The sequence below is a fragment of the Actinomadura rugatobispora genome, assembly GCF_055379765.1.
Genome location: NZ_AP029191.1, coordinates 11,869,843 through 11,885,439 on the forward strand (window position 1 = coordinate 11,869,843; position 15,597 = coordinate 11,885,439).

The following is a 15,597-nucleotide window of genomic DNA, read 5'->3' on the forward strand; positions in this document are numbered from 1 at the left end:
ATCGAAGGCGGACAGGGTTCACCGGGACTCGGCGCCGGTGCCGGTCCCGGGGTCGTGCGGGGCGTCCTTCTCGAGCAGGCGGTCGCCGAGCAGGGTGAGGTCGTAGGACTGGCGGGCCATCCAGAACCGCAGGAAGCCGGTCAGGGAGTACCGCACGAAGAGCGCGGCGCCCGCCACGCTGCCGGCGACGCCGCCGATGGCGAGGGCGAGGGCGTCGCGCTGCACGAGCGGGTCGCGCGTGCTGTGCGACATGAAGAAGGCCACGATGCCGAGCACCGGACCGAGCGCCATCAGCACCGCGCCGAGGCGCAGCCAGAGTCCGGCCCGTGCGCTCGCCGGGTCGGGGATCTTCAGCTCGGCCAGCTCGCGGACGAAGCGGTCCGCACGGGCGTCGGACGCGCCGGCCGCGCCGGCCGCGCCCGCGGCCCCCGCCGGGGCGGTCGGAGCGGTGCCGGTCGAGGCGTTCTCGGACGAGGTCGTCTCCGTCGAGGTCATTGGGAACTCCCCAGGTAGAGGGCCGAAAGTTCGGTGCGCAACTCCTCGTCGGGATCGCCCTGCCGTTCGATCCGGCCGCGCACCAGGACGGCGGCGTGATCGGCGATGTCCAGGACGGCGGCCGCGAACTGCTCCACGACCAGCACGGCCACCCCCTGCCGGGCGATCTCGGTGACCTGCTCGTACAGCCGGCCGACGACCAGCGGGGCCAGGCCCATGGACAGTTCGTCCAGGAGCAGCACGGCCGGGTCGGTCGCCAGGCCGCGGGCCAGCGCGAGCATCTGCTGCTCGCCGCCGGAGAGGGTCCCCGCGGTCTGCCCGGCGCGCTTGGCCAGGACGGGGAACCGGGCGAACGCGACCTCCTCCACCTCGTCCCGGCTGCGGCCGGTGAAGGTCATCATGAGGAGGTTGTCGCGGACCGACAGGTTGGGGAACACGCCCCGCCCCTCGGGGATCAGGCAGACCCCCTTGCGGGCCAGGTCGTGCGGGGCGGCGCCGGTCATGTCCCGGCCCCCCATCAGGAGGGTGCCGGACGAGGGCGGATGGATCCCCGCCGCGACCCGCAGCGTGGTGGTCTTGCCGGCGCCGTTGGGGCCGAGCAGGGCCACCACCTGTCCGGCGGAGACGGCCAGGTCCACCCCGTGCAGGACGGTGATCTGCTCGTAGGCGGCGCGCACGGCGCGCAGTTCGAGCAGGGGACGGTCGTTCACGCGTCCTCCCCCAGGTAGGCCGCCAGGACCTTCTCGTCGCGGCGGATCTCCGCGGGCGGGCCGACCGCGATGACCTTGCCGAGGTCGAGCACGTGCACCTCGTCGCACACGCTCATGACCAGGCCCATGTCGTGCTCGACCAGCACGACGGCGGTGCCGTCGCCGGCCAGCGAGCGCAGCAGGGCGGCGAACCGCTCGGTCTCCTCGCCGTCCTGCCCGGCGGCCGGCTCGTCGAGGAGCAGCAGCCGGGGCCGGACCGCCATCGCCCGGCCCACCTCGACCAGCCGGGCGACCCCGGTCGGCAGCGTGTCGGCGGGGCTGTCGGCGGATCCGGCCAGGTCGAGCCGGTCGAGGATCTCGGTGACGGCGCGCTCGGCGCGCCGCCGCTCGGGCCCCAGCTCCGCGGCGACCAGCAGGTTGTCGCGGACGCTCAGCCGGCCGAACAGCTCCAGCCGCTGGAACGTCCGGGCCAGCCCGAACCGGGCCCGGCGCATGGGGCCCAGCCGGGTCACGTCGCGGCCGTCCATGAGCACCCGCCCGGCGGACGGCTTGCGCAGCCCGCACACGACGTCGAACAGGGTGCTCTTGCCGGCCCCGTTGGGCCCGATCAGCCCGGTGATCCGGCCCTTCTCGGCGGTCATGGCGACCCCGTCCAGGGCCCGGTTGCCCCCGAAGGAGACCACGACCCCGCGCGCTTCCAGCGCCACGCTATCCGGCGACGGCACGGGCCAGCACCTCCCCGTCCTCCCGGCGCCAGGGGCGCCGCACGCCCCACCACTCGACGGGGACCTCCGGCTCGGCCGGGGTCGCCTCCCGCCGCCTGGCGTAGACCTGCACGATGTGCGCCCCGACCAGCAGGGCGATGAACAGCGTCCAGCCGTTGACCAGGCCGCCGAGGTGCAGCAGCCAGCCGGCCGCGACCAGGCCGAGCAGCGCGGTGACCGCGGCCCGGCTCCTGCCGAGCGGCTCCCATCCGGCCCGCATCATGGGCAGCACGCCGTCGGGGTGGCGGCTGACCGCGATCCCGATCGTGGCGGGCAGCAGCCCGATCGGGTTGATGGTCCACGGGGCCACGCCGACCAGTACCTGCGGGCCGACGGTGGACGCCCCGGAGAACATGCCGTTCCCGACCCGGCCCAGACCGCCGATCACCGCGACCAGGAAGATCGGCAGACCGGCCACCAGGTTGAAGTTCTCGGCGGTGACCGACCGCAGGTGCATCCCGTACAGGGCGCCGCCGAGCCCGGCCAGGCCCGCCGACAGCGAGAACACCATCAGCTTGGCCAGCAGCAGGTTGCCGCCGAGGGTGGCGTAGGCGGCCTCGCTGTCGCGCAGCGCGATCAGCCGGCGCCCGAACGGGCCGCGGCGCAGCGCCGCCACCCCGAGCACGGCCAGCGCCAGGACCACCGCGGAGACCATCATGATCTCCCGCGTCTCGTCCGCCCGGAACCCGAACAGCCGCGGCCCGGCCATCTCCACCGAGCCCTGCTGGAACAGCGCGATCCGCACCCCGAACAGCTCGAACGAGGGCAGCGTGAAGATCCACCGGTCGAGGATGATGGTGAAGGCGGTGGTGCCCAGCGCCAGGTACACGCCCGACAGGCGCAGCGCCGGCAGCGCGATCAGCGCGCCGACGACCGCCGACACCAGGACCGCGGCGCCCAGCGCCCACACCTCGCCGTTGGCGCCGAGCTGCGCCCACACGATCGCGCCGATCCCCGCGATGCTGAACTGGCACAGCGAGACCTGGCCCGCGTACCCGGTCAGCGGCACGAACGAGAGCGCGACGATGCCGAGCGCGAACATCGACCCGTAGGTGATGGCCTGCTCGTCGCCCAGCGTCGTGGCCAGGAACAGGCCGCCGGCGACGATGCATCCGGCGAACACCGCCGTGCCGCGCGCCGGCGGCACCGGCACCTGGATCAGCTTGCGGTCCCGGCCGCGCAACCGCCGGTGCGGGAACAGCAGCAGCACCGCGAACAGCAGCAGCGCGGGCGCGGCCAGCCGCAGCCCCGGCAGGAAGTCGTTCTGCGGCAGGTAGCCGGTGAGGTAGCTCTCGGTGCAGCCGACGACGACCGCGCCGAGGAAGGTGAGCGGCAGGCTGCGCAGCCGGCCGAAGATGGCGGCGGCGTAGGCGCTGACGATCAGCAGCGAGAGCTGCTGGGCGTCCAGCGCGACGGTCGGCGCGATGAGGATGCCGCCGATCGCCGCGAGCTGGGTGCCGAGCATCCACGCGACGCGGTTCGCCCGGACCGGGTCGGCGCCGGTGAGCCCGACCAGCGCCCGGTCGTCGACGGTCGCCCGCATCTCCGCGCCGGTGCGCGTCCGGTTCAGCAGCGCCCACAGCGCGACCGCCACCGCCACCGCGACGATCATGGTGATGGCCTGGTGCCAGGTGACCACGGCCGGGCCGATGCGGATCGGCGGCCGGTCGACGAAGAACGGCGACAGCGGCCGGGCCTCGTTGGGGTCCCAGACCCAGCGCGCCAGCGCGATGAACCCGCTCAGCAGCGCGATCGTGATCACCAGGCGCTGCGCGTCGCCCAGGGCCTGGGCCTCCCGCAGGACGAAACGTTCCAGCAGGAGCCCGAAGACGGGGGCGATCACGAGCAGCACCAGCGCCAGGGCCAGCCAGACCGGCAGGCCCCACCCGACGGCGAGCTGCCAGTAGGCGAAGGCCGCCAGCATGCCGGTCGCCCCGTGGGCGAAGTTGAACACGCCGGTGGTGGTGTAGGTGAGCACCAGACCGCTGCCGATGACGGCATAGATCGCGGCGGTGCTCAACCCCACCACACCGAAAGCGAGGAACTGCTCCATTACTTGACGTCGCCCGGGCTCTTGCCGACGGCGGCGAGGGTCACCGGCTTGGGGTACGTGCCGGTGTACTTGTAGGCGGGCGCGTCACAGCGGTAGGTGCCGCTGTCGGGCTTGAAGTCGGCGGCCTCGAAGCCCTTCGACGTCGCCTTGACTGCGTTCCAGCACTTGAGCGGGGTGTCCTTCTTGGACAGGTCCACGGGGGCGATGAGGCCGCCCGCGGTCCACCGCGTCTCCTTCTGGGCCGCCTCGACGACGCACTTGCGGGTGAGGGCGTCACCGCAGCTCGCGGCCGCCTTGGCGAACAGCAGCCAGGTCGAGAACGCGCGCAGGGCCGGCTGCGTCGGCTCCTTGCCGGGGGCGTACTTCTTGAACAGGTCGACGAACTGCTGGGTGGCCGGGTTGCCCGCGGCGTTCTCCAGCGGGTACATGCCGCTGAGGTCGAGCAGCACGTTCTGGTAGTCGAGCGTCTTGCCGGCGACCTTGACGAACGTGGAGCTGTAGGCGTTGGCGTTGGCGTCGATCCACTCGAGCTTGTAGTTGATGTTGGTCAGCGCCTGCATGAGCTTGGCGAGGCTGTTGAAGTCGCCGTAGAACACCAGGCCCTTGACGCCCTTGTTCTTGATGGACTGCGCGTAGGGGGTCCAGTCCGCGACGCCCCCGGCCGGGTGGAGGTCGCTGTAGACGACCTTGCCGCCGGCCGCGGTGATGCTCTCCTTGCCCTGCTCGGTGAGGATCTTGGGGCCGGGGCTGTCACCGGTGATGGTGCCGATGGCGCTCGCCGAGGACGGGTACGCCTCCTTCAGCAGCCACCGCCAGAAGCCCTCGTACCGGTTGTAGGAGTGGCCCGCGCCCAGCGGGTAAACCTGCAGGTCCGAGCCGTTGGCCTCGTGCTGGACGGTCTGGCCGGGGAAGTCGGGCAGCAGGCACGACAGGCGCTCCTTGACGCCCGTGCCGTCGAACGCGGAACCGCCGCCGACCAGCGCGAAGTCCTCGCGGCAGGCCTCCAGCACCCGCTGGCGGACCTCGAACAGCTTGGCGTCGCGGGTCTTGGAGACGATCTTGCGGCCGTTGATGCCTCCGGCCTCGTTGCACCAGGACGTGAACACCTTGGCGGTGTCGACGTACTCCGACTTCTTGGTGAAGCCCATGTCGGTCAGGGTCCCGACCGTGATGGTGTCGACGGTGACGCCCTGGGCCGGGGAGCTCTTCGCGTCGCCCTTGTTGCAGATGCGCTTGAGGTCGCCGAAGTCGAAGGACACGGCCTTGGCGGGCTCGGCGCCGCCGGGCGACTCTTCCGTACTGGACCCGCTGCGGCCGCAGCCTGCGGCCAGCAGCGCGACCGCTATGAGGGCGGCGAGGCTTCTCTGCGGTTTCACGATTTCCTCCTCGGTACTGCCCCCGGCCGGTGGTGGGTCAGACGATCACCACGTGTGCTCCGTCGTCCCGTGAACCCCTCCCGGGCGACCGGTGACCGGCGGGCGGGTCCAGGGGTGGTGGACCGGTGCCCGTCGACGGGGTTCGGGGGGCGGAGCGGTGACGGCGGCCTGCTGGACCGAACGGCCTTGGCCCTGTGACGGCCGTGACCTCGCCTTCGTGTCCCATCAGGCAGGCTCCTCTCGGTATGAGGAAACTAGCTTTTCAAATGACGAGAATCAACAGTGCATTTAGAAGAACGATGATCGACCTGTGCCGGAACCGGTCACCGGCCCCCGACCGCCCCCGAATCCCCCCGCCGCCCGCCGGGGAGTCGCTCATCGCCGCCCGGGCCGTCCGCACCCGCCTGGCGGTATTGACCATCTCGGTTGCGAAGAATAGCGTTCTCGCGAGGTAGATCGGGAGGATCCATGACCCAGGCACGCCTGAACGTCGTCCAGTGGGCCACCGGGAACATCGGGACCCGCGCGCTCCGCGGCGTCATCGAGCATCCCGCCCTCAATCTGGCGGGGCTGTACGTCCACTCGGAGGACAAGGACGGCGCCGACGCCGGGACCCTGTGCGGGCTCGGCAAGACCGGGGTCACGGCGACCCGGAGCATCGAGGACGTCCTCGACCTGGGCGCCGACTGCGTCCTCTACATGCCCCGGGCGTGCGACTACGACGAGGTCTGTCGGCTGCTGGAGGCGGGGACGAACATCGTCACGACCAGGGGCGAGTTCCACCGGCCCGCCAGCATGAAGCCCGCCTTCCGGGAACGGGTCGAGGCCGCCTGCGAGAAGGGCGGCACCTCCATCCACAGCACCGGGAGCAGCCCCGGGTTCATCAGCGAGGCCGTCCCGCTCGTGCTGTCCTCCATCCAGCGGCGGCTCGACTCCCTGACGATCAGCGAGTTCGCCGACCTCTCCCGGCGCGACTCCCCCGGCCTGCTCTTCGAGGTGATGGGCTTCGGCAGGCCGCCCGCCGACTTCGACGAGCGCCGGCTGTCCCACGGGCGGGTCAGCTTCGGCCCCTCGCTGGAGCTGGTCGCCGACGCCCTGGGGACGCCGCTGGACGCGATCGAGGCGAGCGGCGAGGTCGCGGTGACGCCGCGCGAGGTCACCATCGCCGCCGGCACCCTGAAGGCCGGCACCGTGGCGGCGCAGCGGCTGACGGTGTCGGGCCTGCGCGACGGCCGCGCGGTGCTGCGCTTCCGCGCCCTGTGGTACTGCACCCCCGACCTCGACCCGGCCTGGGACGTCCGCGACACCGGATGGCACGTCGACGTCCAGGGGGACGCGCCGCTCGACATCGACATGCGCTTCCCCGTGCCGCTGGAGCGGATGGCCGAGACCTCGCCCGGCTACACCGCGAACCGCGCCGTCAACGCCGTGCCCTTCGTGTGCGCGGCCGCACCGGGCATCCGCACGACCATCGACCTCCCGCAGATCCACGCCGTCCTCGGCTGAGCGCGGGCCCCGCCCCCACCGCCCCCGTATCCCCTCTCCCGCCCGGAGCGTTTGTGAACGACATGTGGAACGACCTGCTCGACTGCCTCGACCTGCACGACCTCACCCCGGGAGAGGCGTCCCCCGACCCCTCGCGCGAGGACGGCAAGGGCCCCGCGCTCACGGTCTTCGAGGGCCGCAACCAGAAGCTGAGCTACCACCGCGTCTTCGGCGGCCAGATCCTGGCCCAGTTCGCGCGGGCCGCCGCGCTCGTCACTCCCGGCAAGGCCGTCAAGTCGCTGCACGTCCTCTTCCCCCGGGCGGGCCGGTCCGACGAGCCCATCCGGTTCGAGGTCGAGCGCCACCACGAGGGCGGCACCTTCGCCACCCTGGGCATCACCGCCCGGCAGTCGAAGGGCGTCGTGGCCACCGCCTCGGTGTCGCTGCACTCGGCGGAGGACGGGCCGGACCACCAGACCGTCCCGGCGGCCTCCGGCCCGATCGGCGAGGAGCACCGGGCCGACTTCGACCTGATCCCGTGGGAGACCCGGGCGGACGTCGACCTGAACTCCCCGAAGTCGTCCCCGCCGCAGCTGGACGTCTGGATGAAGACCCCGCCGGTCGGCGCCGAGTTCGCCCCGGGGCTGACCGCCTACGCGACCGATCTGAACCTCATCGGCACGGCGCTGCTCCCCGTCGAGAACGTGAGCCAGCGGGACGCGCAGAAGGCGTTCACCTCCGCCGTCACCTCGCACACCCTCTGGTTCCACCGGCCGTTCCGCTGCGACGAATGGCTGCTGCTCCGCCAGCACAGCCCGATCCTGGCCCACGGCCGCTGCTTCGGGCGCGGCGACGTCCTCACCGCGGACGGCGGCCTCGTCGCCTCCTTCGCGCAGGAGGCCCTCCTGCGGTTCGCCGAGTAGACCTCAGCGGCGCGCCGAAGAGGCCGCCGCGCGGTCTTCCGGGGGCTCCGGTCAGCCGGACGCCCCCGGAGGGCCGCCGAACAGGCGGTCGACCGCGGCGTAGGGATCGCAGTCCCCGTCGGCGACGGCGCCCGCCAGGTCCGCCAGGGCCGGATGGGCGCGCAGGCGGGTCTGGGCCAGCGAGAGGATCTGGGCGCGGGCGCGGGCCGTGCGGCGCTCGCGGGTGTCGGCACGGTGGTGGGCGTCGATCGCCTCGACCAGCTCCGGGATCCCCTCGCCCTTCGAGGCGACCAGGGTGAGCACCGCGGCCCCGGTCTCGTTGCGCAGGTCGCGGACGGTCTGCGAGGCCCCGTCGCGGTCGGCCTTGTTGACCACGAGCAGGTCGGCGACCTCCAGCAGGCCCGCCTTGGCGGCCTGGACGGCGTCCCCGGCCCCGGGCGCCAGCACCACGATGGCGGGATCGGCGACGGCGGCGATCTCGATCTCCGACTGCCCCACGCCGACCGTCTCCAGCAGGACCAGGTCGTAGGAGAGCGCCGCCAGCACCCGCACGGCCGCCGGCACCGCCGCCGCCAGCCCGCCCAGGTGGCCGCGGGCGGCCAGGGAGCGGATCAGCACGCCGGGGTCGGTCGTGTGCGCCGCCATCCGGATCCGGTCGCCCAGCAGGGCGCCGCCGCTGTACGGCGAGGACGGGTCCACGGCCAGCACCGCGACCCGCAGGTCCCGCTCCCGGTAGGCCCCGACGAGCGCCGCGATCGTCGTCGACTTGCCGGCGCCCGGCGGCCCCGTCACCCCGGCGACGCGCACCGGGGCGACCGGGCCGAGGGCGTCCAGCACCTCCTGGCGCCGGTCGCCCTCGACCAAGCTGAGCAGCCGGCCGGCCGAGCGGACCGATCCGCCGCGCGCCGCGGCGAGCAGGTCCGGAACCGACGCGGGCGCCGCCCGGCCGGGCCGGCTCACGGGGCCGGGACCTCGATGACCGTGGCCGAGCCCATGCCGCCGCCGGCGCACATGGCCGCCACGCCGATGCCGCCGCCGGTGCGGCGCAGCTCGTGCACGAGCGTGACCAGCATCCGGGCGCCGGTGGCGGCGACCGGGTGGCCCAGGCCGCAGCCGCTGCCGTTGACGTTGACCCGCTCGGGGTCGATGCCCAGCAGGCCGATGGTGGCCACGCACATCGCGGCGAACGCCTCGTTGATCTCGAACAGGTCGACGTCGGACAGCGACAGCCCGGCGCGCTTGAGCGCCTTGGGGATGGCCTTCACCGGGGCCAGTCCCGTCTCGGCCGGGTCGACGCCGACCGACGCCCACGACCGGACGGTGGCCAGCGCGGGCAGCCCCTCGCGCTCGGCGAGCCGGTCACTGGCCACGACCAGCGCCGCCGCGCCGTCGTTGGACCCGCAGGCGTTGCCCGCGGTGATGCTGAACCCCTCGATCTCCGGGTGCAGCGGCTTCAGCGCGGCCAGCTTCTCCATGCTGGTGCCGCGGCGCGGGTGCTCGTCGACCTCGAAGAGGCCGTGCGGGGTCTCGATCGGCACGACCTCGTTCTTGAAGCGGCCCTCGTCGATGGCCCGCACGGCGTTGCGGTGCGAGCGCAGCGCCCAGGCGTCCATCTCGGCGCGGGTCACGCCCGCCTTCACGGCCGCGTTCCAGCCCACCGTGATCGACATGTCGAGGTTGGGCGCGTCCGGCCGGTCGGGGTGGGTCGGCGGGTTCCACGGCTCGGCCCACTCCCCGTCGATCCTGAACTTGGACTTGGGCGAGGTCGACGCCGAGTTCACCCCGCCCGCGATGACGAGCTCGTCCATCCCGGCGCGGATGCTCGCGGCGGCGCCCTGGACGGCGGCCTGGCCCGCGGCGCAGTGCCGGTTGTGGGCCAGCCCGGCCACCGAGGTGAGCCCGGCGGTCACCGCGGCGTGCCGGGCGATGACACCGCCGCCGTAGAGGCCCTCGCCCAGGATCACGTCGTCGACCGACTCCGGGTCGAGCCCCGAGGCGGCGGCGGTGACCACGTGGTGGGCGAGGTCGTAGGCGGTGGTGTCCCGCAGGGTCCCCTTGAACGCGGTGCCGATGGGGGTCCGCAGGGCGGAGACGATGACGGCGTCAGGCATGGGTGTTCTCCAGTTCGGCCTGCAGGACGCGGCGCAGGATCTTTCCGGTCTCGGTCTTGGGCAGTTGCTCGCGGAAGACGACGGTGTCCGGCGTCTTGGAGGAGCGGAGCCGCTCCCTGACCCAGCGCCGGATCTCCTCCGGCTCGGCGTCGCCCGCGACGACCGCGACGAGCCGCTGGCCCCACTCGGGATCGGCGACGCCGACCACCGCGGCCTCCTGGATCGCGGGGTGGTCCAGGATGACGTCCTCGATCTCCGCGGGGGCGATGTTCTCGCCGCCCCGGATGATGGTGTCGTCGGCCCGGCCCTCGATGAACAGGTAGCCGCCCTCGTCGAGCCGCCCCCGGTCCCGGGTCGCGAACCAGCCGTCGGCGTCCAGGACGGTGCGCCCGCCGTACTCGCCGGAGATCTGCTCGCCGCGCACGAACACCAGCCCGGTCTCCCCCGCCGGGAGCGGCGCGCCGTCCTCGTCGCGGACCTGGAACTCCACGCCGGGCAGCGCCCGGCCCACCGACGCCAGTCGGGCGCGGATCGCCGGGTCGTCCGACGCCAGCGACTTGCGGTGGTCGCCCGGCCCGAGGACGGCCACCGAGGAGGCCGTCTCCGTGAGCCCGTAGGCGTTGACGAACCCCGTCCCGGGGAACACCCGCAGCGCCCGCTCCAGGACCGGGCGCGGGGTGCGCGCCCCTCCGTAGGCGAGGCTGCGCAGGGTCGGCGCGCCGGCGTCGTCGCCGTCCACCTCGGCGACAATGCGCGCCAGCATGGTCGGCACGAGCAGCGCGTGCGTGATCCGCTCGCGCCGGACGGTCTCCAGCCACTCCCCGGCGTCGAACGCCGGCATGTAGACGACCCGGCGCCCCGTGTAGAGGTTGGTCAGGAAGTTGGCCAGCCCGGCGACGTGGTAGGGCGGCACCGCCACCAGCGCCGCCTCCTCCTCGGCCGCAGAGGCGTGCTCCAGGGTGTTGAGCACGTACGCGAGCAGGTGCTTGTGCCGCAGCACCGCGGCCTTCGGGGCCGCGGTCGTCCCGCTGGTGTAGAGGAGCACCGCGACGTCGTCGCCGGCCGGTTCCGCCCCGGGCGTCTCGCCCTCACCGGGGCCACCGGGCTCCAGAAGCGCCGGGTCGATGAGGGCGTCCAGGTCGGCCGGGCCAAGCTCCAGCGCCCCGGGATGGCGTCCCCGCAGGTCGGCCAGCTGCTCCTCGCCGAGCCGGTAGTTGAGGGGGACGAACGGGACGCCCGCCAGCACCGCGCCGAACAGGGCGACGGGATAGGCCGGATGGTTGGCGCCCAGGTAGAGGACGGCCGGGCGGCCCTCGAACCGGCGCGCGGCGGCGCGGGCGAGGGTCCGCAGCTGCGACGCGGTGAGCGAGCGGTCCCCGAACGTCACCGCCACCCGGTCGCCCGCCGAGATCGCCATCTCGAGGATCTTGCAGATGGACATGGGCGATCCTCAGGCCTTGCCGGCGTTGAGCTCGGCGACGATCGCCCGGAAGTCCTCGCTCTGGAAGGACATCTCCTCGGCGGTCGTGGCGAAGTCGAGGGAGGCCAGCACGGCGCGTTCGACCTGGAGGTTGAACAGCCGCTTGGTGTTCTCGACCGCCTGCCGCGGCAGCTTGGCGATCCGCTCGGCGCACGCCACGGCCTCGGCCAGCGGGTCGGCCACGATGTGGTTGGCCAGCCCCATCTCCAGGGCGCGCTCGGCCTTGATGCGGGCGCCGGTGAAGGCGTACTCCTTGGCCCAGTGCATGCTGGTGTGCAGCGGCCAGGTGAGCGGGCCGCCGTCGGCCGCGACCAGGCCGACCTGCACGTGCGGGTCGGCGAGGTAGGCCTTCTCACCGATGTACACGACGTCGCTGAGCGCGACCAGGCTGCAGCCGAGCCCGACGGCCGGGCCGTTGACGGCGGCGACCACCGGGATCCGGCAGCGGACCATGCCCAGGACCAGCTCCCGGCCGTGGGCGATGCTCTTGGCCCGCAGGTCGGCGTCCTGGCGCAGCTCCTCCAGGTAGGCGAAGTCCCCGCCGGCCGAGAACGCCCTGCCGTTGCCGGTGATCACGGCGGCGCGGGCGTCCCGGTCCTCGTTCAGCTGCGGCCACAGCTTGGCGAGCCCGCTGTGGAGGGCGTCGTTGACGGAGTTGAGGGAGTCGGGGCGGTTCAGGGTGATGATCCGCAGCGGGCCCTCCGCGCGGACCTCGATCTCTTCTGGCATGCCGTACATGTCAGGCCCCCAATCCCAGGATCCGCGACGCGATGATGTTCTTCTGGATCTGCGACGTCCCGCCCATCACGCTCTGGGCGCGGCTGTAGAGGTAGGAGTTCAGCAGCTCGGGGTCGCGGCTCCCGCCCACGGCCAGCGCCGCGTGCCCGACCGACTGCTCGACCCAGGTCATCAGCAGCTTGTCCAGCGAGCCGTCGGGGCCGTGCTCGACCCCGTCCAGCCGCTCGGACAGCCGCCGCCGCACGTGCAGGCGGAGCATCTCGGTCTGCACCGCGGCCCAGGCCAGCTCCTCGCGGACGGTCCCGTTCGCCCCGCCCGCGGCCTGCGTCCGGGACGCCAGCTCGCGGACGAGCTTGCCGTACCGGGCCGAGAAGCCCAGCTCCGCGGGCTCGCGCTCGTGCCCGACGACCGTCATCGCCAGCGCCCAGCCCTCGCCCGGGACACCGACCATCTGGTCGGCCGGCACCCGCGCCCCGTCGAACAGGACCTGCCCGAACTCGGTGGTCACCCCGTTGATCATCTGCAGCGGGCGCTGCTCGATGCCCGGCTGGTGCATGTCGACGATGAACGCCGAGATGCCCTTGTGCCGCTTCACGTCGGGGTCGGTCCTGGCCAGCAGCAGGCACCAGTCGGCCACGTCGGAGTAGCTCGTCCAGATCTTGTGGCCGTGCAGGACGTACTCGTCGCCCTCGCGGGTCGCCGCCGTCTTCAGCGACGCCAGGTCCGAGCCGGCTCCGGGCTCGCTGAACCCCTGGCACCAGCGCTCGGTCCCGTTGATCATGCCGGGCAGGAACCGCCTGCGCAGCTCCTCGCTGCCGTGCCGCCCCAGACCCTGCACCAGGTACCCCAGGCTGGGCCGCGGCGGGGCGCCCGCGCGGGCCAGCTCCTCGTCGAGGATGACGTCGTAGACCGAGGGCAGCTCGTACCCCCCGTACTCACGGGGCCACGACAGGCCGAAGAAGCCCGCGTCGTACAGCGCCCGGTGCCATTCGCCCTGCCGCCTCCAGTAGTCGTCCCCCGAGGTGGGGAACGTCCCGGCCCGCTCGCCCAGCCAGGCGCGCAGGCGGTCCCGGAAGGCCGACTCCTCCGGCGAGTCACGAAAGTCCAAGATCGATCTCCTCCAGGGCCACGGGGAACAGGTCGGCGGACGTCAGCGCCCGCCTCAGGTGCACATGGGCCAGGCACTCCCAGGTGTTGCCGATCCCGCCGTGCACCTGCACGGAGGTCTCGCAGATGGTCCGGGCGGCGCGGGCGCAGTACAGCTTGGCGACGCGGGCGGCCCGGACCGCCTCGTCCGGCTCCAGCTCGTCGACCGCCCAGGCCGCGTGCCGCAGGACGCTCACCGAGCCCTCGATGAGCGCGAGTCCCTCGGCCAGCATGTGCCCGATGGCCTGGTACGAGCCGATCGTGCTGCCGTACTGCTCGCGCACCTTGGCGTAGTCGACGGCGAGCGCGTGCGCGCCGCGGGCGGCTCCGAGCAGGTCCGCGCACGTCGTGACGAGCGCCAGCGCCCGCCACCGGGCGGCGTCCCCGGCGCTCAGCTCGCCGGCCGGCTCGAGCGGGCCGGTCACCTCGGCGGACCGCCGGGTGAGGTCGGCGCCGGGGAGGGCGGCGCCGACCCGGCCGGAGGAGATCCGGTTCCCGGTGAGCGCCAGGGCCCGGTCGATCCCGCGGGCGTCGAACGCCTCGGTGCCGGCCCCCTCGACCTCCACCGCGATCGTCGGCGAGCCGGGGCCGCCGGCGGCCGCGCCCAGCGCGTCGGCCAGCACGGGGCCCAGCAGCGGGACGTCGACCAGCCCGCGGCCGAACTCCTCGGCGACGATCGCCACCTCCACGCCGGACGCCCCGTCGGAGCGGAGCGTCCGCCATCCGGTGGCGGCGACCGCCTTCTCCAGCCGCTGCACGCGGTCGGTGTCGTCCAGGTCGAGGACCGATCCGGGGCCCAGCTCGTCGGCGAGCCTGGCGGCCGCCTCCCGCAGCTCCCGTTGTTCAGTCGTCAGACGCGCGTCCATGACGCTCCTTGAGTACTCGGCGCAGCACCTTGCCGGAGGGCAGGCGGGGGATCTCGGGCACGAACACCACCCGGCGGGGGCGCTTGTAGGAGGCCAGCCGGTCGCCGACGCGCCCGATGAGCTCGGCGGACCCGACCGGCCGGTGGACGGAGACGGCGGCCACGATCGCCTCCCCGTCGGCGGCGTCGGGGACTCCGAACACCGCGCAGTCGGCGACGTCCGGATGGTCGTGCAGGACGGCCTCCACCTCGGCGGGCGCGACCTGGAAACCCCGAACCTTGATCATTTCCTTGGACCGGTCGGTCAGCCGGAGCCAGCCGCCGTCGTCGATGTGGCCGACGTCGCCGGTCCGGTACCAGCCGTCGTCGAACGCCTCCGCCGTCGCCGCCTCGGGCAGGTACCCGGCCATGAGGGACTCGGCCCTGGCCTGGATCTCCCCGGTCTCGCCCGGCCCGACCGGTTCCCCGGTCGCCAGGGACACCACGCGCAGGCTCACGCCGGGCGCGGCCCGGCCCGCGCTGTCCAGCCGCGCCCCCTCGACGGGGTTGCAGGTGATGACGGGCAGCTCGCTGGCGCCGTAGGCGGGGACCCAGCGGACCCCGGTCCGGCGGGTGACGGTCTCGGCGACGCTCGCGGTCACCGGGGTGGCGCCCCACATGATGTAGCGCAGCGAGGACAGGTCGTAGGACTCCAGCTCGGGGTGCGAGGCCAGCGCGAGCGCGATCGGCGCGACCGCCATCTCCACCGTGATCCGGTCGGCCTCGATGTGGTGGAGCATCCGCTCCAGGTCGAAGCGGCGGTGCAGCCGCATCCAGGTGCCGGTCTCCAGCGCCGTGACGATGTTCAGCAGGCCCAGGATGTGCGAGGGCGGGGTGGTGATCTGGATGCGGTCGCGCTCGGTCAGGCCAAGCGCGTCCCGCCAGTGCGCGACGGCCACGCCGAACGAGGCGTGGGTGTGGCGGACCGCCTTGGGGAGCCCGGTCGTCCCCGAGCTGAACACCAGCACGGCGTCCGCCCGCGGGTCGGGCGGGTCGTAGGCCCCGCGCGCCGGCTCGACCGGCTCGACCGGGTCGTCCAGGTGCAGCATCGGCATCAGGCCGGCCAGCACCGGATGGTCGCCGACGGCGTACCGGGGCCCGGTGACGGCCAGGGCGTGCTCGGCCTCCCGCTCCTTCCAGGCCGGGCTGAGCAGGACGACGGCCGCGCCCAGCCGCCAGATCGCCAGGACCGCCGAGACGAACTCCGGGCGGTTGGAGGACATGAGCGCGACCCGGTCGCCCGCCCGCACCCCGCCGTCCGCCAGCGTCCGGGCCAGCCCGCCGGCCAGCGCCTCCAGCCGCCCCCTGCCGTACTCGCGGTCCTCGAAGACGAGGGCGGTTCTCTCACTCGCCATGAGAAGCTCCCATCTCCGCAGCGGAAATTATGTTCTCACATTACTAGAGTCATGATT

The 15,597-nt window shown here is 73.4% G+C and carries 14 protein-coding genes; 2 read left to right on the forward strand and 12 right to left on the reverse strand.

Features of this window, described 5'->3' with window-relative positions:
- Positions 1-18: 18 nt before the first annotated feature.
- Genes ACZ466_RS53305 through ACZ466_RS53325 form a run of 5 tightly spaced genes read right to left on the reverse strand, consistent with a single transcriptional unit; the run spans position 19 to position 5,398 of the window.
- On the reverse strand, positions 19-495 hold the full coding sequence (locus tag ACZ466_RS53305) for a hypothetical protein (protein ID WP_378289951.1): 477 nt from the start codon (positions 493-495) through the stop codon (positions 19-21).
- Positions 492-1,205 carry an ABC transporter ATP-binding protein gene (locus ACZ466_RS53310; protein ID WP_378289949.1) on the reverse strand — a complete coding sequence of 238 codons (714 nt, stop codon included), beginning with the start codon at positions 1,203-1,205 and terminating at the stop codon, positions 492-494. Before ACZ466_RS53310 ends, ACZ466_RS53305 begins: the two co-directional genes overlap by 4 nt.
- Entirely contained in the window at positions 1,202-1,930 is a 729-nt protein-coding gene (locus ACZ466_RS53315; RefSeq protein WP_378289947.1) for an ABC transporter ATP-binding protein, read from the reverse strand. The genes ACZ466_RS53310 and ACZ466_RS53315 overlap by 4 nt, the downstream gene beginning before the upstream one ends.
- Positions 1,914-3,995 carry a branched-chain amino acid ABC transporter permease gene (locus ACZ466_RS53320; RefSeq protein ID WP_464042374.1) on the reverse strand — a complete coding sequence of 694 codons (2,082 nt, stop codon included), beginning with the start codon at positions 3,993-3,995 and terminating at the stop codon, positions 1,914-1,916. The genes ACZ466_RS53315 and ACZ466_RS53320 overlap by 17 nt, the downstream gene beginning before the upstream one ends.
- Before the next feature lie 26 nt (positions 3,996-4,021).
- On the reverse strand, positions 4,022-5,398 hold the full coding sequence (locus ACZ466_RS53325; RefSeq protein ID WP_378289943.1) for an ABC transporter substrate-binding protein: 1,377 nt from the start codon (positions 5,396-5,398) through the stop codon (positions 4,022-4,024).
- 468 nt (positions 5,399-5,866) lie between these two features.
- On the opposite strand from ACZ466_RS53325, the gene ACZ466_RS53330 reads away from it, so the two are divergent.
- Both ACZ466_RS53330 and ACZ466_RS53335 read left to right on the forward strand, forming a co-directional pair.
- Positions 5,867-6,904: an NAD(P)H-dependent amine dehydrogenase family protein gene (locus tag ACZ466_RS53330; protein WP_378289941.1), complete on the forward strand. Its 1,038-nt coding sequence runs from the start codon at positions 5,867-5,869 to the stop codon at positions 6,902-6,904.
- A gap of 62 nt (positions 6,905-6,966) precedes the next feature.
- The gene (locus ACZ466_RS53335) at positions 6,967-7,806 is read left to right on the forward strand and encodes an acyl-CoA thioesterase (protein WP_378289953.1); all 840 of its coding nucleotides are present in this window, start codon (positions 6,967-6,969) and stop codon (positions 7,804-7,806) included.
- 51 nt (positions 7,807-7,857) lie between these two features.
- On the opposite strand, the gene ACZ466_RS53340 is transcribed toward ACZ466_RS53335, so the two are convergent.
- The 7 genes from ACZ466_RS53340 to ACZ466_RS53370 are packed head-to-tail and all read right to left on the reverse strand — an operon-like array spanning position 7,858 to position 15,540.
- Positions 7,858-8,766 (reverse strand): ArgK/MeaB family GTPase, encoded by a 909-nt coding sequence (locus tag ACZ466_RS53340; protein ID WP_378289939.1) that lies wholly within the window; start codon positions 8,764-8,766, stop codon positions 7,858-7,860.
- Entirely contained in the window at positions 8,763-9,917 is a 1,155-nt protein-coding gene (locus ACZ466_RS53345) for a thiolase family protein (RefSeq protein ID WP_378289937.1), read from the reverse strand. The genes ACZ466_RS53340 and ACZ466_RS53345 overlap by 4 nt, the downstream gene beginning before the upstream one ends.
- Complete coding sequence (locus ACZ466_RS53350) at positions 9,910-11,358, reverse strand: class I adenylate-forming enzyme family protein (RefSeq protein ID WP_378289935.1); 1,449 nt, start codon at positions 11,356-11,358, stop codon at positions 9,910-9,912. Before ACZ466_RS53350 ends, ACZ466_RS53345 begins: the two co-directional genes overlap by 8 nt.
- Before the next feature lie 9 nt (positions 11,359-11,367).
- Entirely contained in the window at positions 11,368-12,126 is a 759-nt protein-coding gene (locus ACZ466_RS53355) for an enoyl-CoA hydratase/isomerase family protein (protein WP_378289933.1), read from the reverse strand.
- A gap of 10 nt (positions 12,127-12,136) precedes the next feature.
- Positions 12,137-13,243 carry an acyl-CoA dehydrogenase family protein gene (locus tag ACZ466_RS53360; RefSeq protein WP_378289931.1) on the reverse strand — a complete coding sequence of 369 codons (1,107 nt, stop codon included), beginning with the start codon at positions 13,241-13,243 and terminating at the stop codon, positions 12,137-12,139.
- A complete protein-coding gene (locus tag ACZ466_RS53365) occupies positions 13,230-14,147 on the reverse strand; it encodes an acyl-CoA dehydrogenase family protein (protein WP_378289929.1) in 918 nt (305 codons plus the stop codon). Before ACZ466_RS53365 ends, ACZ466_RS53360 begins: the two co-directional genes overlap by 14 nt.
- Positions 14,125-15,540 (reverse strand): class I adenylate-forming enzyme family protein, encoded by a 1,416-nt coding sequence (locus ACZ466_RS53370; RefSeq protein ID WP_378289927.1) that lies wholly within the window; start codon positions 15,538-15,540, stop codon positions 14,125-14,127. Before ACZ466_RS53370 ends, ACZ466_RS53365 begins: the two co-directional genes overlap by 23 nt.
- Positions 15,541-15,597: the final 57 nt, after the last annotated feature.